The following is a 22,589-nucleotide window of genomic DNA, read 5'->3' on the forward strand; positions in this document are numbered from 1 at the left end:
AAATTTAGACATCTTAAATTTGTGAATGAACAATTTACAGTTTGCTAAATTATTTTCTTAGATATTATTCTATTATATTCTGGACATTATGGTTTGTTTTTTGATCAAATTAAACGACTTAAAAAAATTAAAAGATTTAAATTTGTAAAAAAATAGGATGAAAAAAAACTTTTTTCTGGCAGTCGGATTATTATTCTCAATGTCAACACAGGCACAAATTTTCGATATCATAAAATCTGCCGTTAAAGATAAAACAGGCGTAGATCTGAATGTTCCCGTAAAAAATAACGGTACTAAAACCACCACCACAACCACTTCCACTCAGACGAATAAATCATCTGCCAATCTTGGAAACCTTACCTCTACCCAGATTTCTTCCGGATTAAAAGAAGCTTTAAGCATGGGAGTAACGGATGGAGTCAAAAAACTGGCAATTACAGATGGTTTTTTCAAAAATGAAGCGGTAAAAATTTTAATGCCAGAAAAATTAAGGAAGATCGACACCACTTTACGTTCCATCGGTATGGGAAGTCTTGCTGATGAAGGCGTAAAATTATTAAACAGAGCTGCTGAAGATGCTGTAACAGAAGCTGCTCCTATTTTTACCAACGCTATTACTTCTATGACGATTACAGATGCCAAGAATATTTTATTGGGCAATAATAATGCAGCAACAAGTTATCTTCAGGGGAAAACCCAGAGCCAGCTGTTCAGTGCTTTCCAGCCTAAAGTAAAGGCATCATTAGGAAAAGTAGGTGCTGATACGCTTTGGAAAAACCTGATTTCAAAATACAATACTTTTACAGGACAGTCTGTAACAACAGATCTTAACGAATATGTTACTACAGAAACCATCAACGGTGTATTCAAAATGGTTGCCGATAAAGAAAGCGGAATCAGAAATACTCCTGCAATGAGAACGACAAGCATTTTGCAGAAGGTGTTTGGGGCGCAGGATGGGAAATAATAAGATAATATTAGACTAAATATAGAAGCTGTTTCATGATGAGGCAGCTTTTTTTGTTGGGTTTTAATTTCTTTTGTCTTAAAACAAAAGAAACAAAAATTCAAGACTTGGACCTCTTCGCTAAAAATAATTCCTGTTCTCTAAAAATTCTAAACTTGCGCGAATTCACTATTGCTGAATCAGTTCTAAGTCCGTGTCGCGCTTCGGACAGGTGAATTTTCTTAACGTTCACAGGAATTATTTTTTTTACGCTGCGAGTTCCGATGTCGCCTTTATTTCACATCTTATAAAATTTCGGCCTCACAAAGTGAGGCCGAAATTTTTTATATTGTAATCAGATTAGAACTGCATTTCAGGAATTTCTCCTTCAATAATCAGATCTGCTTCTGTAGCTTTAATAATATCTTCTACTGAAACTCCCGGTGCTCTTTCCACCAGTTTGAAACCAGCCGGAGTTACATCCAGAACAGCTAGTTCAGTAACCACTTTTTTCACGCAGTTAACTCCTGTTAAAGGAAGTGTACATTTTTTAAGGATTTTACTTTCTCCCGCTTTATTTACGTGCATCATTGCAACAATAATATTTTCAGCAGAAGCTACAAGGTCCATTGCTCCTCCCATTCCCTTCACCATTTTTCCGGGAATTTTCCAGTTGGCAATATCTCCGTTTTCTGAAACTTCCATTGCTCCAAGGATGGTAAGGTCTACTTTCTGACCACGGATCATCCCGAAACTGAATGCTGAATCGAAGAATGAACCTCCTTCTAAAATAGTAATAGTCTGTTTTCCGGCATTGATGATATCAGCATCTTCTTCTCCTTCAAAAGGGAAAGGTCCCATCCCCAAAACTCCATTCTCACTCTGGAATTCTACGGAAATACCTTCCGGAACATAGTTGGCAACCAAAGTAGGAATCCCAATTCCCAGGTTTACATAATAACGATCTTTGAGTTCTTTTGAAATTCTTTTGGCAATTTGTTCTTTTGTAAGCATAATAAAAACTTAGACTGCAATTTAATTATTTTCACTTGAATACAAAAGGACTTTGTTGTATTCAATAATTAACACTGTTAGTTAAAATAATATCTGTAATTTTGCTTCATTATTTTAACAGAATGAAAATACTTTTTAAATATCTTAAACCTTATCAGTGGCTGATTCTCATTTCGTTGTTTTTGGCTACTATCAATCAGGTTTTCTCTTTATTTGCTCCTGCTATTACAGGAAATATCCTTGACCAGCTGGTTACTCATCCTAATTTTTTTGATAAAGAAAAATTACTACCCAGAAATCTTAATGAATATTTATATGGAAGTTCTGTATATCATGGTGCTTTTTATTTTCTGGGACTGCTTATAGGAACGGCAATGGTGAGTAGAATTGCCAAGGCTTTCCAGGATTATGTGGTAAGTGTCATCACCCAGAAGTTTGGTGCAAAAATATTTACAGATGGTTTAAAACATTCCATGGCACTGCCTTTTCAGGAATTTGAAGATCAGAGAAGTGGTGAAACCTTGTCTATTTTAACCAAAGTAAGAGAAGATACGGTGAAATTCATTACCAATTTTATTAATATTTTCTTTGGGATTTTAGTCAGTATTATTTTCGTTTCGGTGTATGCAATCCGATTACATTGGTCTATTATGCCGGTTTATATCTGTGGAATATTCTTTATTGCCATTGTTACCAATTTATTGAGTAAAAGAATAAAAGTAATTCAGAAAAATATTGTTACCGAGACCACAGCTTTAGCGGGAAGTACTACAGAAAGTTTAAGAAATATTGAAATTGTCAAAAGCTTGGGATTAACCAACCAGGAAGTAATCCGTTTGAATAACAATACCTATAAAATTCTTGGTCTTGAGCTCAGAAAGGTGAAAAGCATCCGTTCTTTAAGTTTTATCCAGGGAACGATGGTGAATTTTCTCCAGCAGATGATTACGCTGACTTTATTGTATTTGATTTTTAAAAATATTGTAACTCCAGGACAGTATTTATCCTTAATGTTTTATGGCTTCTTTATTTTTGGGCCGATGCAGGAAATCGGGAATATTATTATTTCTTATCGTGAAGCTGAAGCATCTCTTCAGAATTTTGACCGCTTAATGAAAAAAGAAGTAGAAGAAAAGCCTCTTCATCCGAAACAAATTGGTGCTATTGAAGAACTGGAATTCAAACATGTTTCTTTCAAACATCAGTCTGCGCAGTATAAAGCTTTAAATAATATCTCTTTTGATCTTAAAAATGGAGAAACTATTGCTTTTGTAGGGCCTAGTGGTTCCGGAAAAAGTACATTGGTAAAACTGTTGGTTGGATTGTACAGACCTCAGGAAGGTAATATTTTTTATAATGGAATTAATGGGAAGGAATTTGATTTTGATGAACTGAGAAATCAGATTGGTTTTGTCACCCAGGATACTCAATTATTTGCAGGAACTATTAAAGAAAACCTTCTTTTCGTAAATCCTGCTGCAACTGAAGAGGAACTGGCGGTTGCTTTACAGAAATCGAGCTGTACAGCATTGCTGGAAAGGGCTGAAAAAGGAATTGAAACGGTTATTGGTGAAGGCGGTCTGAAACTGAGTGGCGGTGAAAAACAAAGAATTGCCATTGCAAGGGCTCTTTTAAGAAAACCTCATTTGCTAATATTCGACGAGGCTACTTCTGCATTGGACAGTATTACTGAAGAGGAAATTACTACGACTATCAAAGACATATCAAAAGAAAGAGAGCAGATTACAGTACTTATTGCACACCGTTTAAGTACGATTATGCATGCTGATAAGATCTATGTTCTTGAACGCGGGCAGGTAGTAGAAACAGGTTCCCATAGCAATCTGATTGCCGAAAAAGGACTTTACTATGCCATGTGGAGACAACAAATCGGGGAAAGGAAAACACAAGTTCCTCAAGCATAAAAAAAAGCGCTGAAAATATTTTCAGCGCTTTTTGTTTATTATCTGAGCTTATTCTTTAGTTCTTACTGTTCTCTGCTCAATTCTTTTTTCAAATTTTTCTCCCTGGAAAATTCTTTGAATCATGATTCCCGGAATATGAATTTCGTTTGGGTCCAATTGTCCCGGTTCTACCAATTCTTCTACTTCAGCAATGGTGATCTCCGCAGCACCCGCCATAGGATGGTTGAAGTTTCTTGCAGATCCTTTGAAGATAAGGTTTCCGGCATGATCTCCTTTCCATGCTTTTACGATAGAATAATCTGCTTCGTAAGCATGCTCCAGGATATGAGGTTTTCCTTTGAATTCTTTTACTTCTTTCCCTTCTGCTACTTCAGTTCCGTATCCTGCAGGAGTATAAAAAGCTGGAATTCCCGCCTGGGCAGCTCTGCATTTTTCAGCTAACGTCCCTTGTGGAGTAAGTTCTACATCCAGCTCACCTGAAAGCATCTGTCTTTCAAATTCAGCATTTTCTCCTACATAAGATGAGATCATCTTCTTGATCTGTCTTTTGTGAAGCAGTAATCCTAATCCGAAATCATCTACTCCTGCATTGTTTGAAATACAGGTAAGATCTTTCACATCACTTTCTACCAAAGCATTGATCGAGTTTTCAGGGATACCGCAAAGTCCGAATCCGCCAAGCATCAGTGTCATTCCATCCTGAATTCCTTCTATGGCCTCCTTTGCATTTTTTACTCTTTTATCTATCATGAAATATTAGATTTTTCTGTTGGCTAAATTTAATAAATTTTCCGGTATATCCCACGACCGGAAATCGTCCTGAATTGAATCCTTTTTCAATCCTTTTTTTTCAACATTTAAAACTTTAAAAATCAAACTTTTACCACAAAAAACGAACAAGTCTGTTCGTTTTTTGTGGTATTTCTCATCAAATTGATATATATTTGAGGCTTCAAATCCAGAAATACAGTCTATTTTATCTCGGTATTATTGATTTTAAACACAACTTTAATATAAAAATTATTTTACGACAGAGCATTATCGCCCTTTACTTTTTCTGATCTCTTCAGAGAAACATTTCAATATGTACCATCACATTAATCATATCAAAATCAAACTTTAAATAAAAACATGAAAAAATTATTTACCTCAGCATTACTTGCCCTGGTACTCAGCATCAATGTGTATGCACAGGAAAAAACTTATTTCGATGAAAACTGGGAAAGTACCACGCAGGACAACATGGAATATTACCGTGAAACAACTCCTAAAGGCAAGCTCACCCTTATCAAGGATTTCTATAAAGACGGCAAACTACAGATGGAAGGTCTGGCTTCTGACACAACTCCAAACAGTGAAGTTTTTGATGGAAAAGTGACATGGTACACTCCTGAAGGAAAGGTTTTGAATTTCGCCACCTATTCCAACGGACAGCAGGTTGGCCCTGCTCAGACTTATGATATGAATGGCAGGCTGACAGAAGATGTGATCTATAAAGCTGATGGAAATTTTTCAGGAAAGATGTTCAGCTATAAAGACGCCGAGGAGGGAATGGATTTTAATATTCTGGTTGAATATGAAAACTCAACACCTGTAAAAACAACCGTTTATGATAATGACATTAAAGGGATCAGAAATGAAACCATCATTGATAAGGACAGCAACACTGAAACAAAATATTACGGTGAAAAAGGAAAATATCTTGGCAGCAATACGACCTCCGGTTCGGGTGAAAATATGGTGGTGGATTATTATTCCAGCCCAATGAGGATTTCCAAGATAGAAAAATACAGAAAAGACGGCAGTGTAAAGGAAGGCGTTATCTACAGCAAAAGCGGAAAAATCTTACAAGAACAGAAAATGAATAAAAAAGATGGCTATAAAACCACTTATGATGAGTCGGGTAAAAAAATAGGTCATCTGGTATACCAATATGATAAGGAAAATGATATTTATAATCCAATGGACGGGGATGATTATCATCTGGCTTATGAATATTCACAGGTTTCTTCAATTGATACTTATGAAAAAGGCTCAAAGGTAATCAGTAAATACTTTGATGAAGACAAAAAGTTATCCTCCGAGCAATTTTTAAAAGATGATGTCATTCAGGAAATTAAATATTATTCACCGGATGGAAAGCTGAAATCTACATTAGCATATAAAGATGGTATCCCTTATAATGGTACTACTTATGAAGGCTTTAATGAAACCGTCTATAAGGAAGGTATTATTGTAAATATCAAAAACTTTTTTGAAGGTGCTAATACGAAGCTGAGTTTTGAAAAAAAGCTGAACGCTAAACAAACAGGCTATGATGCAACTGTTTATGACCCCAAAGGCACTATTTTATATGCATTTACACAACCTATCAGTGAAGACGGGGAAGATTATTCCTTCACAGCACAAATCACACAGTATGTAAAAGGAAAGCCTGCCAATAAGTCTTCTGTAAAAGCAGGTATTATTCAAAGCGGAAAAATCAGAATAAAAACCTGGGATGGAGCTAAAGAACTTGAACGCAGCGGAAAATGGATCTTGTTAAAACTTTATAATATGGATGGAAAGCTCATTCAGGAAACTAAAACGCTGGCCGACGCTCAGGAGGAAAATGCTTCTGCTGAAAATCAGACGCTGATTAGCGAGGATGATCTGTACCATCTATTTGACTAATTACCACAACTATATATCAAAGGCGGTTTCATTTTTTGGAATCGTTTTTTTATTTAACCACAGATGGGCACAGATTTTCACAGATAATTATGGATAATTTTATAATCATTTACATCCATAAAAAGAGGCTATCATTGCTGACAGCCTCTCCGTTATAATTGTGTTTTAGTTTACCTTACTGAATAATCAGCTTTAAAGTAAATAGTTTTCTTCCGTGTACTTTTACAAAATAAACGCCTGCCGGAAGATTTTCATTCACCAAAGAGAAACGTTGGTTATTGATATTTTTCGATACATAAAGCAGTTCTCCCGAAGCTGAAACCAATTCGATTTTCTCAATCGGGTAATCACTTTTGATAAAAGTAGGCTGTCCCGGTTTGGTCGGATTTGGATACAGCACTACATTTTTCTCTGTACTTCTGGTTTCTTCAGTTCCTAATGTTGGTGAAGTTACCTGAAACTGTACTCTGTTTGAAACTTCCGTATAAGAATCATTGGTAAACATAACCATATAATAATTTCCTGGTGTAGCTGGTACTGCTGTTCCCTGAATTGTTTTTGTTCCCTGAGTCACTCCGTCAAAATAGGTATAAGAAACGAAGTTATCATCCGGTGTCTGAACACTTTGTGGGTAAATTCCCAACCAGTCTTTGATAATCCCTGGAGAATCTGTCCATGAAGCGGTAATATTTTCACCTAAAGTATATACCGGTTTATTGATCCAAAGATCAGTCACGATATCTCCTACTTTAAAGAATACCTTCTCTCCGATTCCGTTGTATCCGTCTTCCAGCAGATACTGAGCGTAATAATATCCTTTCGGAAGTCCTGTGAAATTAAGCGTTCCTGATGCAGTAGTTACATAGCTCCATTTGATAGAGGCTGTAGTTCCCGGAGTCTGTCCCATTTTATAAATTCCGATCCAGTCTTTCTGTAAATTGGGACCATCTGTAAAATTAACAACAACCGTTCCTCCTACCGGATACGTATCAGAAGTTGTCTGCAGCTGAACTTTCGGTCCTACATAGAACTCTTTTCTTGGAGTGATTTCTGTATAACCACCATTAGCAAAAAAACCTGCAAAGTACTGACCTTTATTAGCCATACCATTATTAAAAGTAACCGTTCCTGCTACCTGTCCGTTAGTATAACTATATATCTGTGAAGTAGTAGTGGCCGGCGTTTGCCCTTTTTTATAAATTCCTACCCAATCCTGCTGATTCCCCGGACCTCCGGTGAAAGTAGCAGTAATTGCTTCATTTTGGGCATATTCTGTTTTATTTAAAGTAAATGTAGGATTTGAAACAACACTTCCTGTAATTTCAAACTGCTTTACATCACTCCATTCACTCCATTCCAGGTTTCTGTCTCTGTAACGCGTTTTCACGTAATAGATTCCGTTTGGAATAGAGTTCGCAGCCAATGTTGCTTTTGTAATATCTACGCCATCATTCAGGTTTTTGGTTTTATCCGGAGTTCCGTTTCCGTCTTTTCCGAACCAGTTTTCAAAATCGCGGTAGAATTCTTTTTCAATCACAGAAAAACTGGACGTCTTACTGATCAGAAACTGTGTTGTGTTCAGCAGTTCATTATTTGAAGAGGCAAATGCACTTCCATTCAATGTCAAAGGTAAAGTAATAATCCCCGAGAAATTGTTTGTAATGGATGGTTTTGCCGGTTTAGGCTGATTTTTATACCTGTGGAAAGAATCTACCAGTACATTATTTTTCTTGTTGTAAACTCCTCCGATGGAATAACATTCAATATCCACTTTTCCTGTCGGAACATCTACTTCTACAATCTGGTACGTCCAGTCTGTCAAAGTTTTCTGAACATCATCAAAATCCTTTTCATTAGACATTCCCCAATACTGATCCCAAGCCGTTCCACCGGAAATAATCTGATAGTTTGGTGTATTTTTAAGCTGTCCTCTGTGGTATAAATGATGGTGGGCTCCCACGTGCATTAAATATTTATCAGAAGTTACCAGAAGCGGTACAGCATTTTCTCTTACCCATGTAGAAATATCTCCTACATATTGTTCAGCCTGATAAGGTCTGTGGCTTAAAGAAATGATCCAGTCTACTGTAGTATCATTATTAGCTGCTGTTAAGACCTGTTGAAGCCATGTCTGCTGTGCAGATCCCGTATGTTCTGAGCTTAAACTTACAAATAATACATTCCCAGCCTGCTGAGCATAATAATTTTCATTTCCTGAGCTTATTCCTTTATAACTAATTTCATCAATATAAAAATGAGCATAGTAAGAATTCATTCCCATCGTTCCATAGGTTTCATGATTTCCTACTGTTGTCTGAATAGGCAGATACGGTGATAATTTGATGTTCTTTTTAAAGTGAACATTTTCATAATGATCCAATGTTCCTACATCCACCTGATCTCCCACCATAAAAGTAAGGGCAATATTATCAGACGGATCTGAAGTGGCTCCGAATTTTTCTTTTAATTTTTTATAGGCATTCAAAGTAAGTGTATCATATCTGGGTTCAGCTTTAATCTGGTTGTCACCCATAATAAGAAAACGGATCTTTCCATTTGCCGTTACAGCCTGTCCCGGCAAAGGAAGTGTTCTGAAATTGTAGACAGCAGACTCGCTGGTACCTGTTTTTATTTTATAATAGTATTTCGTATTCGGCTGTAGATTGGTAACCTTTGCCGTATGATAATAATAGTTGTTGTTGTATCCGGTATCTGAAAAGATATTGGTAGTTCCTGTTACCGTCACGTTCAAATTCGTTGGAGAATCTCCGTAAATCACGGTTGTTTCATTATTGGAAGCTGTTTTCCAATTGACGATCATAGAATTCGGGGTTGGATTTTGTAAATAAGGAAACAAAACCTGCCCGAAAGCCATCTGGACCGCGAAACAAAAAAAGAAGAAATAATGTTTCATAATAGCTTTAGTTTTAAAATAACATATAGTTTTAAGTTGTGAATCAGGAATTTAAAAATCGGTGTTAAGATTTTTTATTTCGGGCAAAAGTAGAATTCCCATATAAACTCTGTCTGATGGTATTTTAAAGAAACCGTTAATTTTTTAGCAAAACCGGAATGAAAAAATTATAGTTTTTAGTACATTAATTATTTGGCATATTCAAAAACTATTTTGTACATTTGCAACCTGTTATTCAACCTCTGACGAAGAACGTGTAAGTTGCTTAGCTTTAACATTTTATTTTATTAATAATGGATTTATTAAAGTACGTACAAGACAAGTACATTGCTAAAAAAGAATTCCCTGAATTCAAAGCAGGTGATACAATTACTGTGTATTACGAAATTAAAGAAGGACAAAAGACAAGAACTCAGTTCTTCAAAGGAACAGTTATCCAATTAAGAGGTACTGGTTCTACAAAAACTTTCACTATCAGAAAAATGAGTGGTGATGTAGGTGTAGAAAGAGTATTCCCTATTAACCTGCCTGCGCTTCAAAAAATCGAGCTTGATAGAAAAGGTAGAGTTAGAAGAGCTAGAATTTACTACTTCAGAGACCTTAGAGGTAAAAAAGCAAGAATCAAAGACGCTGCTTACAAGAAGAAATAATTCAGACAACAATACATACAAAAAGAGGCTGTTTACCCATAAACAGTCTCTTTTTTTGTTTAAAATTTTCTTTATTTTCTATTTGGAGTTCCTTTTCCTGTTTCCTGATTATCCATATTGTTCAACCCTGTCAAGGTTCATCTATCCAATCTCTTTTATCACCTGTAAAGATATTACTCATGCTTTATGAGGTATTGCAAAGGAGTCGAGCCTGTCTGTTTTTTGAAAAACTCAATAAAAGCACTATCTGAAGAGAAGTCCAAAATATGAGACACCTCACCTATTGAATTCCCTTCCACCAAAAGTTCAATTGATCGCTGCAACCGCCACTGCTGCCTCCATTCCTGGTAAGACAACCCTGTTTCTTTTTTAAAAATACGGCTGATTGTTTTTTCTACGGCCCCGGTTTTTTCCGCAAGTTTTTTCAACATCGGCGGCATGGCATAGCGCAGAGTCCATTCTTCTGAAAATTTTTTAAAACGCCTGTCTTGTGGTATTTTAAGCTCCAGCTTTTCTTCCGGAGCTCCGCTTATTTCATCCCAAAATACATTGAGCAGACTGACCTGATCATTTCTGAGCTCTGACCATTCCCAAAAGCAGATCCTTTCGATGATTTCTTTTAATAATGGATTGACGTTCAAAACTCTAAGACTTGAATTCATGTATTTTTCTGCATAACATTCGTCAAAATAGATTGATCTGTAAGCCACAATATTTCTGAAGTTTACCCGATGAATCTCATTGGCAGGAATCCAGAGCATTCTGAATGGAGGCAGAACCAGCTGCCTGTCAGAAGTAGTAACAGTCATACAACCAGATGGCGCATATAATAACTGAGCTTTCGTTGTATGAAAATGAAAGCCGGAATCGTGCATCACCATATCAGAAGCTATCCCAATTACCTTTCCCCGAATAGAATCCGCATCAAACTCTTCATTTTGCTTTAATACAGCCATGTCTTATTTTTGATATTTTTTGTTTTTATATCATTATAAATATACATTGAAATTTTGGAAACTTTGCAGAAAAAAATGAAAAAGACAAATCCTATCTGGCTCCTGACCGTACTTGTAATGCTTCCTCAGTTTGTAGAAACTATTTACAGCCCGGTTTTACCAATGGTTCAGGAACAGTTCGGAGTGAAAGAAGAATCTGTTGCCCTGACGATCAGCCTATATTTTATAGCATTTGCGCTGGGAGTAGCATTTTGGGGAATACAATGTGACAGGATCGGAAGGAAAAAATCCCTTGAATTCGGGCTTATCACCTATGGAATTGGAACACTGACAGCTATTTTTGCTCCCAATTTCATGATTTTCCTTTGTGCCAGGATTATTTCTGCATTTGGAATTTCTGTGGGCTCTATTGTGACACAAACAATTCTAAGAGATACCTATGATCAAAATAATATCAGCAAAGTATTCTCCTGGATCGGAATTGGGTTATCCATAAGTCCTGTAGTTGGAATGATTACCGGATCAGTATTGACTTCTTCCGTTGGACATCAGGGTGTTTTCGTAACATTATGCCTGCTTGCAGGGCTGTTTTATATTCTTTCCTGTAAGAAAATTTCAGAAACCCGGCATTCAGTAAAAGAAATCAATATGGGTATTTTAACTGAATTATTAAAGAGAATGCTTCATGACAAAGCTATTATAAAATCTTGTTTATTGATTATGAGCTTTAATGTCTTGCTGTTTTCTTACTATTCACTGGCTCCATTTATCTTTAAAGAATATCATTATTCCTCTTATGTTTTCGGATACAGCAGTATTATATTGGCTGGCGGAACATTTGCAGGAGCAAAACTTAACAGATTTCTGTTATTGAGGAATATACAACCTAAAAACTTAGTTAATGCAGGTACATTTGCGGCATTTATCACTTCTATTTTCGTATGGATTCTGGCAAGTAAAGGGATATACTTTTTAATTCCTTATTTTTTTATTGTGATGGCATTCAGCATTACAATTCCAAATGTTCTGAGTACTGCGCTTATCAATTATAAAAACGAAACCGGAAGTGCAGGAGCTTTGCTGGGACTGATTTATTACATTCTGATAGGTTTAGGTCTGATAAGTATTGGTTTTATACAGAATTTAGGGATTTCCTGTGTCTTGTTTTCCGGAATTGGAGTTTGTGCATTACTATTTATTGATCGTAAAAAGTAATAAATTTGAAACATTAGGTTTAAGGAAAGCCAAATAGCTTACTATTTTAATCACTCAACAAAAACTTAATGTTTCAAATATTTTATTGTATAAAATTATACAGAGCTTCAAAGAACTGAGGGTATACTTCGATGTGTGGAAGATGCCCTACGTTTTCAATCTCCACAAGCTTTGAACCGGCAATTTCACGCTGGGTTTTCTTTCCTAATTCCTGATACTGTCCCATTTTTGGCTGAAGTTCCTTGGGTGCTCTATCTTTTCCGATTGCCGTTCTGTCTCTTGTTCCAATAATAAGCAGTGTGGGAACTTTTATATTTTTAAATTCATAACATACTGGTTGGTTATAGATCATATCCGAGGTAAGCGCTGCATCCCAGGCTACCTGAGGGTAATCTTTATGGAGTGTCCATCCTGCAATCAGATCAAGCCAGGGCTGATATTCTTCTTTCCATTTATTATCATAATAGAATTTGAGCTGATAGTTCTTATAGGTTTCCGCAGTATTTTTCAGTTCGGACTGATACGCCTGGTCGATTGTCTGATATGCTGCAAAAGTCTTATAATCCTCCAACCCGATTGGATTTTCTAGAATTAGTTTCTGTACTTTTTCCGGATACAGCAATGTAAATCTAGTCGCTACCATTCCACCCATTGAATGCCCCAGAACAATCGCTTTATCAATTTTCAGTTCATCCAAAATTCCTTTCGTATTCTCTGCCAGTTGTGAAAAAGAAAATTGGTAAGCATGAGGCTTAGATGATTTACCAAACCCAATCTGATCAGGAATCACCACTCTGAATCCTTTCGCAGACAAATCTTTTGCTGTTTTCTCCCAATACGCTCCGTTGAAATTCTTTCCATGGAGAAGCATTATTGTTTTTCCATTAGGTTTTTGTGGCTTTACATCCATATAAGCCATTTTCAAATCTTCTCCCTGAGACTTCAAATTAAGAAAATGGACTTCATAAGGGTATTTATAATCGGAAAGCATTGCATCCAGAGGTTTTACCTGTGAAAACATAAAACCGGACACCATCAACGCAAAAGCAGCCGTTATATTTCTGAAATGTTTCATGAACTTTTATTTAAAGATTAAAATTAAAAAAAACCGCTCCAAAAGGAATGGTTTCAACTGTTATTTTTATTTAAATATTTTTTAAGACAATTCTGCCACCGAAACTTCTTTTACTTTTTTTGAAGGTAAATTCATCAAAACAATCGCAAAAAGAATCAAAGCAATTCCTATCCATTGAATCAGAAATACTTTCTCACCTAATAAAACAAAGGCCATCGTCACAGAAACCGGAAGTTCCAGTGAGGAAACAATACTTCCCAGACCCAACCCTGCATTTGGAAATCCGATATTGAATAAAATTGGTGGAATAATGGTTCCAAATAGAGCCAGTACAAATCCGTATGTCAGGAATATTGAATAATTGAATGAGTGAATATGTTCTGTATTATCTGTAAAATTCAAGTATAATGATTTTAAACCATCAAAATACATAGGCCCGATCTGAGCAAAGAATAAAAATGCAAAAACCACTACAGAACCGCCCGCCAACATGATAATACTTTTCCTGAAAACCGGAAGATGGGTTGCCAGCGTATTGGAAGTAAACATCGTCAAGGTATACGACGCAGCGGCCATCAGTCCCCAGAAGACTCCATGCCAGTCCAGCTCAATTTCCATATTGATAAGATTCGTTGCCAAAACTGTTCCCAGCAATACGATAACTACAGAAACCACTTTTCTTGCATTGGGCAGTTTTCTTGTGATGATACTTTCCACCACCACGCTAAACCATACCGACTGCATCAACAGCACAATGGCAATTGAAACATTGATATATTGTACAGCAATATAATAGAATAAACTTGTTCCTCCTAAAGAAGTCCCTGCAAGCAATAGCATTCTTACTTCTTTAGAATCTGGCAACGATAATTTCTGTTTTGAGGTTAGGGTCTGAATAAGATTAAGGACCAAAAGTCCGGTCAAACCTAATACAAACTGAGAAGTAGTTACTTCCGAAGTGGTGAAACCATCATGGTAAGCCATTTTCACAAAAGTGGCCAACATACCGTATATACTAGCTCCAATCCCTACAAATAAAACACCTTTTAGTATATTTTTCTTCTTCATAATTTTTTTTACAGCCTGCAAAGTTACGACATATAAATTAAACCAATCCGAAGTGTTATAATGATAGATAAACAAAATCGCCACAAGCAAGCTTGTGGCGATTTTGAAATTAAATATAAGTAAATTATTTTTTAACCATTACTTTTGAAGCGGCTTCAAAACCAAGTCCTTTGATTTTCACCATATAAGTTCCGTTTACCAGATTGCTTGTAGAAATTGCTTTCTTAGCATCCGGTGAAATTTTATCTTCAGAAGAAACCAGTTTACCAGACATGTCATAAAGTTCTACGCTTACTTTTCCAAGAGTATTGCTTGGGAAGTTGATATAAAACTCGTCTTTAGCAGGGTTTGGATAGATAGAAATATTCTTATTCTTATCACCATTCACTTCGTTGGTAGCTAATAAACATTGTTCCGGTACATTAAAGTCCTGAACCTGATCATTAATATTATTCTTCACTCCCGCAGATGCATTCACTCCTAAACCTCTTCTTGCGAAAACGCCCCAGATCATACATTTATCAACACCTCCAGTTGTTGCCAGCTCTGCTGCTAATATTGCATTTCTTCCATCAATAAAGCTAGGGTTACATGCCTGAAGTTTCAGAGCATCTGTTACCAGCTGTAATACTTTTGTACTTCCATTAGGAGTTGTGGATAATACATCTGAAGAATATCCGTATTTTTCAACATATTTCCAGTGAAGATCCCATAGCATAGTAGCCCAAACGAAACCAATAGAGTGTACATCCGGAACGATTGCTGATCCGTTATTGTATTCCATTCCATTGGTATCTCCATATGTAAATCCGTTAACAGCAAGACTTGTTGAATATTTTGCAGGTCTGATACCACCACCTGTTATCGCCTGACCTATAGCATAAGTACCTGTACCTCTCGCCACAGTAGCATTGTCTCCAGCTTTATTAGTCAACATTAAGGCGAAGAAATCAGACCATCCTTCTCCCATCTGTTCTCTACTCACTCCTGCATTCAGACAGTTATATCCTGTACCTGTCATTCTGTTGGATATTCCGTGACCATATTCATGAGTTACGATTCCGTTATCAAAACTTCCATCAGGAGTCATATTTCCTTTTAGGGTAACATTTACAGTAGTACTTGCTGCCATCTGAGTTTTGATATATTCTCCCTCTGCATTAGTAATAAGTACCGAAGGAATTGTAATTGTTGGATCATTACCTGCCATATTACCTATAGTAGCTCCGTTCACTGCATTGTTATAAACAATCGCTGCTTTAGCTCCGGCATCCTGAAGGTTTTTCACTTTAACAGCAAAAGAACATGTTCCTCTTTCAACCAGTCCTATTTTATCAGTCAATGAACTTGCAGGCAAAGCTGTACAACCATCCAAAACTGATGAAAGCGCTACATCTCCTGTTATTCCGCTCATAGGTAATGGAGTACCGAACTGAGCAGTCCCAGCTCCCGGTGTACGGGAAACAGCAGCCGTTGGTGCATTATAGTAGAATACTCTTCCTACCGGAGACCAAAGGTACATCTGCATTTTACCATTATAACCATCCTGTCCTGAAGAGAAATTTGCGTTATTTAATCCGCTGCCATCCTGCGCCTCTGCATATACAGAATCATCATCTCCTCCTACAGGTCCATTACCAAAATTGTTCTGTTGGAAATTTCTGGCAGATTCTGTAAATCCGAATTTGTAGAAAACATCATGAATTCTATTATTCAGATAAAATAAATTCGTAATAGCAGCATTTCTGTTGTTTAACGGAGTTTCATTGATATTAAAAGGGAAATCAAAATTTCTTGTTGCCCCACCATCTGCCGGAGCTCCTGTAAGATAATCAGGTGCTGTTAAAGCTGTTCCTGCAGCATCTTCATAGGCAAAAACATTATTTCCTCTTGTAACAGTATAATGAGTGGTACCATCAGAATGCCATCCTTCCGGGGAAGCACTCAGAATCCAGGGATTAGTAATGATTGATCTTGAACCAAAAGTAGGTGCTTCAATTGGCAATGGAAATACATTATAGGATGCATTATCCGGTAAAAGTAACGGAATATTATTCTGTGCTACATTATTTTGAGGCCCCATTAGAGTATTTTCAAAATGATCAGCATGGCTGTATTCAGCATCTGAGCTATAAGCATCATGATGGAAATTACAAGATAAAGTCAGGTTATTTTTTAACAGGATATTTCCATTATTGGCATCTACTAAAATATTCCAGTAATTCGGAGTCTTTGGTTCCGTTAAGGTATATTCATAGGCTAAACGCAGGTTTCCATTCTCATCATTGGTATATACCAGTCTTTGATTGGCTGATGTGGCTTTTTTTTGAGTCTTTTCAAGATATTCAAGAATTGTAAAATTTGCAATATCAGGGTTTTTCAGATCTTCAGCAATTTTTTGAAGAGCTGTGCTTTTATTAATAGCAGCTGTACCGGATGTAGATGCAGTATAATCTTTCACAAAATTGTCTGTATAATAAACAATTTTATTGTCCTTGATCAATGCTGTTCCTACAGAGCTGTAAATTGGCAAACCATTATAAGTCTGTAAAAATTTCACAACATTACCATTTAAGGATTTTGAAGGATCTACAATATCAACAATGATATTATTAAGATCAGACTTTTTATATTCTCTTATTTTATTTTGAGAAATATAATCCTTAATCAGTTTTTCATTATCCTGTCCGAACAATACAGTCGGAAATGCAGAAAATACTGCAAACAAAAGGGGTAGAGCTCTATTTTTCATATCCATTATTAAAGCCGCTAATCTACAAATAATTCACATAACTTTAATATTTTTTTTATTAAAAATAAAAAAATTAATAAATACATTAGAAATTGTCAAACTAACATCATTTTACATATATCTCAATAGAGAGAACCTCGTCATAAATTTATGCCTACCACATTATATTTAACGAATTTTTAAATCTTCACAATGTAATTATTTCATCAAATAAGTCACACATCACTGTAATATTTTTAATGATTATCTCCTTTTACTTTATATTATTATTTTTTAAAAAGGCTATATTACCTACTCTTTCTTTTATCATATTTTTACTTTATAGTATAGAGATAAAAAAAGCCGCTCAAACGAGCGGCTCCTTATATATCAATGGTTCAAAGATTATTTACCTTCTTCCATTTTTCTTTTCAACTCTGCTAATGCATCGATGTCTCCAAGAGTAGATCTTTCTTCGTTGTTTGAAGAAGAAGATACGTTTCTAGAAGAAGATTCTTTAACGTTTTTCTTTTCTTCGTCTCTGAAGATACCTGTGTGAGATACTACTACTCTCTTGAATTCTTTGTTGAATTCGATTACTTTGAACTGAGCATCTTCACCTTTTTTGATTTTAGATCCATCTTCTTTCTCTAATAATCTTGAAGGGCAGAATGCTTCAACTTCAGCATCTTCGAATTGAACAGAAGCTCCTTTATCGTGAACTTCTACAGCTTTACCAGCGTGGATAGTTCCTTCAGCATATTTAGTTTCGAATTTATCCCATGGGTTTTCAGTCAATTGCTTGTGACCTAGAGATAATCTTCTAGCTTGGATATCTAATTCAAGAACTACAACGTCTAATTTATCACCTACTGCGCAGAACTCAGATGGGTGCTTGATTTTCTTAGTCCAAGAAAGATCAGAGATGTAGATTAATCCGTCGATACCTTCTTCTAACTCTACGAATACACCAAAGTTAGTGAAGTTTCTTACAGTTCCTACATGCTGAGATCCTACCGGATACTTAGCTTCGATGTTTTCCCATGGATCTTTAGACAATTGCTTGATACCAAGAGAAATTTTTCTTTCTTCTCTATCTAAAGTTAATACTTCAGCTTCTACTTCATCACCTACTTTTACGAAATCTCCAGCAGATCTTAAGTGAGTAGACCAAGACATTTCAGAAACGTGGATTAATCCTTCTACACCTGGAGCGATTTCTACGAATGCACCATAATCAGCAAGAACTACTACTTTTCCTTTTACTTTATCACCTACTTTCAAGTCAGCAGAAAGAGCATCCCAAGGATGAGCTTCTAATTGCTTCATACCTAATTGGATTCTTGTTTTCTCATCATCGAAATCAAGGATTACAACTTTTACAGTCTGTCCGTCTTCTAGGATTTCAGATGGGTGGTTCACTCTAGACCAAGAAAGGTCTGTAATGTGGATCAATCCATCAACACCTCCTAGGTCAATGAATACACCGTAAGAAGTAATATTCTTAACAGTACCTTCAAGAACCTGACCTTTTTCAAGCTGAGCGATGATTTCTTTTTTCTGACCTTCGATATCTGCTTCGATCAATGCTTTGTGAGATACAACTACGTTTTTGAACTCAGGGTTGATTTTCACAACTTTGAACTCCATAGTTTTTCCTACGAACTGATCGTAATCTTTAATTGGCTTAACGTCAATTTGAGAACCAGGTAAGAATGCTTCGATCCCGTGAACGTCAACGATCATACCACCTTTAGTTCTTGATTTAACAAAACCGTTAACGATTTCTCCAGTTTCGTGAAGTTCGTTTACTTTATCCCAAGCTTTAAGCGTTCTAGCTTTTCTGTGAGATAATTGTAACTGACCAGTTTTGTCTTCTCTCTTGTCAACCATTACTTCTACCTCGTCACCTACTTTCAGGCCTTGGTTGTAACGGAATTCGTTAAGAGAAATAACACCTTCAGATTTGAAGTTGATGTCTACGATAGCTTCTTTGTCAGTTAATCTTACAACTCTACCAACTAAAACGTCATTATCGTTCAGGCTGTTAAGAGATCCGTTATAGATTTCTTCTAAATCGCTTTTTTCTTTTCTCGCATCTGCATCAAGACCTGATTCGAAAGAATCCCAATCAAATTGTTCTGGTGCTACGTTTTGGTTTAATAAAACCTCTGCTGAATTTGTCTCTTTTGACATTTTCTAATAAAAATTTGTATTCCTTCTTTTTTAACGGTTTGAATAAATGCGGATTAAAAAATACGGAAGTAATTAATTTTAAGTAATTTACCCATCAAACCTTTTCGCCACAAAAGTGGGTGCAAAGATAGGAATTTTATTTGAGATAAACAACAGGTTTCAGCGCGTTAATATTTAACTTATATATTTAAAAATCAATATTTTGATTAAAATAATGCTTCGGCTTCGCTCAGCATGACATATCTAATACTAACTGTTTTAAATTTAGAATGAAGCAATATTCGCTGTCATGCTGAGCATAAACTTAAAGTTTACAAACGTAGTTTACGAAGCACCTATAACTAATAGTAGATAAAATGAGATTCTTCATTTCGCTACACTTCATTCAGAATGACAGTAACCCAGAATTAAAACAATAACAATTAAAGAAGAGCAGCACTTCCCTATCCCTCTAAACCCTCAAACTCTCAAACCCTAAAACGCTATCACTCCAGAACTCTCAAACCCTCAAACTCTCCCACACAGCACCCACTTAAATTCACTACCTTTGCACCATGGAACTACAATCAATCTACCAGAAGCTGCAGATTCAGGATATGAATCAGATGCAGAAATCTACTTATAATGCGTCTGAAAACAATACAGACATTGTTTTACTCTCTCCTACAGGATCTGGAAAGACTCTTGCTTTTTTATTCCCGGTTCTTCGGAATCTGAAAAAAAATGTTCAGGGGGTTCAGGCATTGATATTGGTTCCGGCCAGAGAATTGGCTCTACAGATTGAACAGGTTTTCAAAGCAATGGGAACAGATTATAAAGTATCTGTTTGTTACGGTGGACATGACAAAAAGATTGAGGTTAACAATTTAATTGAAGCTCCTGCAGTATTAATAGGAACTCCGGGAAGAGTTGCTTACCATGTGAGAAATAATAATTTCGATCCGAAAACGATTAAAACCCTCGTTCTTGATGAATTCGATAAAGCGCTGGAATTAGGTTTCCATGAAGATATGGAGTTTATTGCCGGCTCATTAAAAGGACTTTCACAAAGAATTTTAACTTCAGCCACTGCAATGGATGAAATTCCATCGTTTACAGGTCTTAAAAATGAAAAAACAATCGACTTTTTAAAACTCAGTGAAGTAAAACCAGACATTCAATTGCGAAAAGTAATGACAATTTCTGAGGAAAAACTGGATACTTTGTTTAATTTAATCTGTAAAATAGGAAATAAAAGAACTCTTATTTTCTGTAACCACCGTGAAGCTGTTGACAGAATTTCTGAACTTCTTCATCAGATGGGAATCGACAGAGAAACCTTCCATGGCGGAATGGAACAAGACGAAAGAGAACGTGCATTGCTGAAATTCAGAAATGATTCTGCAAGAATTCTTATCACTACGGATCTTGCTGCCCGTGGACTTGATGTTCCGGAGGTAGAATCTATTGTACATTATCAGCTTCCTCCAAAAGAAGATGCTTTTATTCATAGAAACGGACGTACTGCAAGGATGAATGCCAAAGGTTTTGTCTATCTGATCATGACAGAGGACGAAAATTTCCCGTTCATTAAAAATAATACCCCTGAAGAAAGTGTTGCCGGATTTACTAAAGTTCCGGAAAAAACACCTTTCCAGACTATTTATATTAGTGCCGGAAAAAAAGATAAGGTTAATAAAGTGGATGTTGTGGGATATCTTATCAAAAAAGGAGAACTTCAGAAAGAAGATATCGGTTTGATTGAAGTAAAGGACACCACTTCCTATGTTGCTGTTTCCAGAAGTAAAGTCAATGCTGTTTTAAGAAAGCTGCAAAACGAAAAACTGAAAGGAAAGAAAGTAAAAATGGAAGTTGCTTATTAAACCACAAAAGTCACAAAAGTTTTTAAGTTGATAATTTGTGTATAAAGTTCACATAAGCTTGTAAAAATCTTCAATTTTCAAAGATAAAGTAATTAACTGTGAGAGAATTCCCCTCCTCCGGAGAGGTGGCGAAAATTCAGAGAATTTTTGACGGGGTGGTTTCAACAATATAACAAAAGAGCTCTGATGTTCCATTCGTGGTAACTTCAGAGCTCTTTTGTTATAAGAAATATACTACTTTATCCCCCTTACTTTAGTAGGAAAAGTATACACAGATTTTGAGGCGGTAATGAAGAGTATATCATTATTTTCTCCACCAAAAGTTACATTGGAAGTCCACTTTTCAGGGATAGGAATATGGTAAATTTTCTTTCCGGAACGGTTAAAAACATGTACTCCATCTCCTGTAAGGTAAAGATTGCCATGCTTATCTAACTCCATTCCGTCTGATCCCATTTCACAGAAAAGTCTTTTTTCAGACAGCTTTCCTTCGTCCAATATGTCATATACATATGTTTTTCCGGCATCAATATCAGAAAGGTATAATTTTTTCAGTTTTTCACTGCCTACAATTCCATTCGGCTGGGTAAATGTATCCAGCTTGGTTACTTTCCCTGATTTATCTCTGTAATAAAGGCTTTTGTGTGGTAATTCCTGTTTAAAACCGACCCAGTAATCTCTTTCGTACAATGGATCGGTAAAGTACATTCCTCCGGCTTCGTCATTCCATACATCATTGGGACCGTTCAACCTTTTTCCTTCAAAACCTTTAAGCAGAACTTCTACTTTTTTGTCTTTGGAAATTTTCCAGATTTCTCCCTGATCATCTGAACAGGTAATCAAATATCCGTCTTTGTCAAAGTGCGTTCCGTTTGCCCTTCCCGTCTTGTCTAAGAACTCTATGACTGTATTGCTTTTCCAGTCCCAATAATAGATCTTATCATTGGGTTGATCGGTAAAGTAAACATTTCCTTCTTTATCTGCTGATGGTCCTTCTGTGAAACTGAACGTATCGGAAACCTTTTCCGGTTTTACTCCTTCATAAAACATTTTACTATAATTTACTGATTGACAGTTTACCAATGCGAAAACCAAACCAATCATGCCTATTTTAAAGATATTCTTCATACTTCATTTTTAAACCTGCAATTTACAATATGACCTACAGGTTTCAAAATATTTTCCCGTTTTGATACAATAAAAATCATAAATACAAAATGTCCCAATTGTCCTATTTTTGAAGTAGATCATATTAGTAATAAAAAGATATAATCCGGAGCTTTGCAGTAACAGGGTCAATCACTTTTTTCAATGGAAAAATCAATGCAAAAAAGAAGGTAAATTCTGTTAAAAATAGTACCAAA

The 22,589-nt window shown here is 36.0% G+C and carries 15 protein-coding genes; 6 read left to right on the plus strand and 9 right to left on the minus strand.

The features are described 5' to 3' along the window. Window positions 1-157 precede the first annotated feature (157 nt). Window positions 158-967, plus strand: coding sequence for a DUF4197 domain-containing protein (locus ACLMCG_RS06095; protein WP_413959178.1), 810 nt, complete (start codon window positions 158-160; stop codon window positions 965-967). 339 nt (window positions 968-1,306) lie between these two features. On the opposite strand, the gene ACLMCG_RS06100 is transcribed toward ACLMCG_RS06095, so the two are convergent. Next, window positions 1,307-1,960, minus strand: a complete 654-nt coding sequence (locus ACLMCG_RS06100) for a CoA transferase subunit B (protein WP_002980639.1) — start codon at window positions 1,958-1,960, stop codon at window positions 1,307-1,309. A gap of 122 nt (window positions 1,961-2,082) precedes the next feature. On the opposite strand from ACLMCG_RS06100, the gene ACLMCG_RS06105 reads away from it, so the two are divergent. After that, on the plus strand, window positions 2,083-3,885 hold the full coding sequence (locus tag ACLMCG_RS06105; RefSeq protein ID WP_413959179.1) for an ABC transporter ATP-binding protein: 1,803 nt from the start codon (window positions 2,083-2,085) through the stop codon (window positions 3,883-3,885). A 48-nt stretch (window positions 3,886-3,933) separates the two neighbouring features. Here the strand turns inward: ACLMCG_RS06105 and ACLMCG_RS06110 are convergent, their stop codons facing one another. Further along, window positions 3,934-4,635: a CoA transferase subunit A gene (locus ACLMCG_RS06110; protein WP_413959180.1), complete on the minus strand. Its 702-nt coding sequence runs from the start codon at window positions 4,633-4,635 to the stop codon at window positions 3,934-3,936. A gap of 381 nt (window positions 4,636-5,016) precedes the next feature. On the opposite strand from ACLMCG_RS06110, the gene ACLMCG_RS06115 reads away from it, so the two are divergent. Beyond that, the gene (locus ACLMCG_RS06115) at window positions 5,017-6,558 is read left to right on the plus strand and encodes a membrane-binding protein (RefSeq protein WP_413959181.1); all 1,542 of its coding nucleotides are present in this window, start codon (window positions 5,017-5,019) and stop codon (window positions 6,556-6,558) included. 175 nt (window positions 6,559-6,733) lie between these two features. On the opposite strand, the gene ACLMCG_RS06120 is transcribed toward ACLMCG_RS06115, so the two are convergent. Next, a complete protein-coding gene (locus tag ACLMCG_RS06120; RefSeq protein ID WP_413959182.1) occupies window positions 6,734-9,472 on the minus strand; it encodes a fibronectin type III domain-containing protein in 2,739 nt (912 codons plus the stop codon). Between the two features lie 293 nt (window positions 9,473-9,765). On the opposite strand from ACLMCG_RS06120, the gene rplS reads away from it, so the two are divergent. Next, entirely contained in the window at window positions 9,766-10,122 is a 357-nt protein-coding gene (gene rplS, locus ACLMCG_RS06125; protein WP_047376947.1) for a 50S ribosomal protein L19, read from the plus strand. A gap of 173 nt (window positions 10,123-10,295) precedes the next feature. On the opposite strand, the gene ACLMCG_RS06130 is transcribed toward rplS, so the two are convergent. Then, window positions 10,296-11,078: an AraC family transcriptional regulator gene (locus ACLMCG_RS06130; RefSeq protein ID WP_413959183.1), complete on the minus strand. Its 783-nt coding sequence runs from the start codon at window positions 11,076-11,078 to the stop codon at window positions 10,296-10,298. Between the two features lie 75 nt (window positions 11,079-11,153). Here ACLMCG_RS06130 and ACLMCG_RS06135 point away from each other — a divergent pair, with 75 nt between their 5' ends. Beyond that, window positions 11,154-12,293, plus strand: a complete 1,140-nt coding sequence (locus ACLMCG_RS06135; RefSeq protein WP_413959184.1) for a multidrug effflux MFS transporter — start codon at window positions 11,154-11,156, stop codon at window positions 12,291-12,293. Window positions 12,294-12,375: 82 nt separating this feature from the next. On the opposite strand, the gene ACLMCG_RS06140 is transcribed toward ACLMCG_RS06135, so the two are convergent. The 4 genes from ACLMCG_RS06140 to rpsA all read right to left on the minus strand — a co-directional run bounded on the left by ACLMCG_RS06140 (window position 12,376) and on the right by rpsA (window position 19,363). Beyond that, entirely contained in the window at window positions 12,376-13,368 is a 993-nt protein-coding gene (locus tag ACLMCG_RS06140; RefSeq protein WP_413959185.1) for an alpha/beta fold hydrolase, read from the minus strand. 81 nt (window positions 13,369-13,449) lie between these two features. Then, window positions 13,450-14,436, minus strand: coding sequence for an EamA family transporter (locus ACLMCG_RS06145; RefSeq protein ID WP_413959186.1), 987 nt, complete (start codon window positions 14,434-14,436; stop codon window positions 13,450-13,452). Window positions 14,437-14,560: 124 nt separating this feature from the next. Next, window positions 14,561-17,188 (minus strand): T9SS-dependent M36 family metallopeptidase, encoded by a 2,628-nt coding sequence (locus ACLMCG_RS06150; RefSeq protein ID WP_413959187.1) that lies wholly within the window; start codon window positions 17,186-17,188, stop codon window positions 14,561-14,563. 384 nt (window positions 17,189-17,572) lie between these two features. Continuing rightward, window positions 17,573-19,363: a 30S ribosomal protein S1 gene (rpsA, locus tag ACLMCG_RS06155; protein WP_047376953.1), complete on the minus strand. Its 1,791-nt coding sequence runs from the start codon at window positions 19,361-19,363 to the stop codon at window positions 17,573-17,575. A gap of 554 nt (window positions 19,364-19,917) precedes the next feature. On the opposite strand from rpsA, the gene ACLMCG_RS06160 reads away from it, so the two are divergent. Beyond that, complete coding sequence (locus ACLMCG_RS06160) at window positions 19,918-21,225, plus strand: DEAD/DEAH box helicase (protein ID WP_413959188.1); 1,308 nt, start codon at window positions 19,918-19,920, stop codon at window positions 21,223-21,225. A 234-nt stretch (window positions 21,226-21,459) separates the two neighbouring features. Here the strand turns inward: ACLMCG_RS06160 and ACLMCG_RS06165 are convergent, their stop codons facing one another. Next, window positions 21,460-22,353 (minus strand): SMP-30/gluconolactonase/LRE family protein, encoded by an 894-nt coding sequence (locus tag ACLMCG_RS06165; protein WP_413959189.1) that lies wholly within the window; start codon window positions 22,351-22,353, stop codon window positions 21,460-21,462. Window positions 22,354-22,589 lie beyond the last annotated feature (236 nt).

The organism is Chryseobacterium sp. S90 (genome assembly GCF_047444895.1).
GTDB lineage: Bacteria > Bacteroidota > Bacteroidia > Flavobacteriales > Weeksellaceae > Chryseobacterium.

What these genes read in the sequence shown, in the direction of transcription:
- ACLMCG_RS06145 (WP_413959186.1), bottom strand. Translation starts at nt 14,436, where the DNA reads ATGAAGAAGAAAAATATACTAAAAGGTGTTTTATTTGTAGGGATTGGA.
- ACLMCG_RS06165 (WP_413959189.1), bottom strand. Translation starts at nt 22,353, where the DNA reads ATGAAGAATATCTTTAAAATAGGCATGATTGGTTTGGTTTTCGCATTG.
- ACLMCG_RS06130 (WP_413959183.1), bottom strand. Translation starts at nt 11,078, where the DNA reads ATGGCTGTATTAAAGCAAAATGAAGAGTTTGATGCGGATTCTATTCGG.
- ACLMCG_RS06135 (WP_413959184.1), top strand. Translation starts at nt 11,154, where the DNA reads ATGAAAAAGACAAATCCTATCTGGCTCCTGACCGTACTTGTAATGCTT.
- ACLMCG_RS06110 (WP_413959180.1), bottom strand. Translation starts at nt 4,635, where the DNA reads ATGATAGATAAAAGAGTAAAAAATGCAAAGGAGGCCATAGAAGGAATT.
- ACLMCG_RS06120 (WP_413959182.1), bottom strand. Translation starts at nt 9,472, where the DNA reads ATGAAACATTATTTCTTCTTTTTTTGTTTCGCGGTCCAGATGGCTTTC.
- ACLMCG_RS06115 (WP_413959181.1), top strand. Translation starts at nt 5,017, where the DNA reads ATGAAAAAATTATTTACCTCAGCATTACTTGCCCTGGTACTCAGCATC.
- ACLMCG_RS06140 (WP_413959185.1), bottom strand. Translation starts at nt 13,368, where the DNA reads ATGAAACATTTCAGAAATATAACGGCTGCTTTTGCGTTGATGGTGTCC.
- ACLMCG_RS06160 (WP_413959188.1), top strand. Translation starts at nt 19,918, where the DNA reads ATGGAACTACAATCAATCTACCAGAAGCTGCAGATTCAGGATATGAAT.
- ACLMCG_RS06150 (WP_413959187.1), bottom strand. Translation starts at nt 17,188, where the DNA reads ATGAAAAATAGAGCTCTACCCCTTTTGTTTGCAGTATTTTCTGCATTT.
- rpsA (WP_047376953.1), bottom strand. Translation starts at nt 19,363, where the DNA reads ATGTCAAAAGAGACAAATTCAGCAGAGGTTTTATTAAACCAAAACGTA.
- rplS (WP_047376947.1), top strand. Translation starts at nt 9,766, where the DNA reads ATGGATTTATTAAAGTACGTACAAGACAAGTACATTGCTAAAAAAGAA.
- ACLMCG_RS06100 (WP_002980639.1), bottom strand. Translation starts at nt 1,960, where the DNA reads ATGCTTACAAAAGAACAAATTGCCAAAAGAATTTCAAAAGAACTCAAA.
- ACLMCG_RS06095 (WP_413959178.1), top strand. Translation starts at nt 158, where the DNA reads ATGAAAAAAAACTTTTTTCTGGCAGTCGGATTATTATTCTCAATGTCA.
- ACLMCG_RS06105 (WP_413959179.1), top strand. Translation starts at nt 2,083, where the DNA reads ATGAAAATACTTTTTAAATATCTTAAACCTTATCAGTGGCTGATTCTC.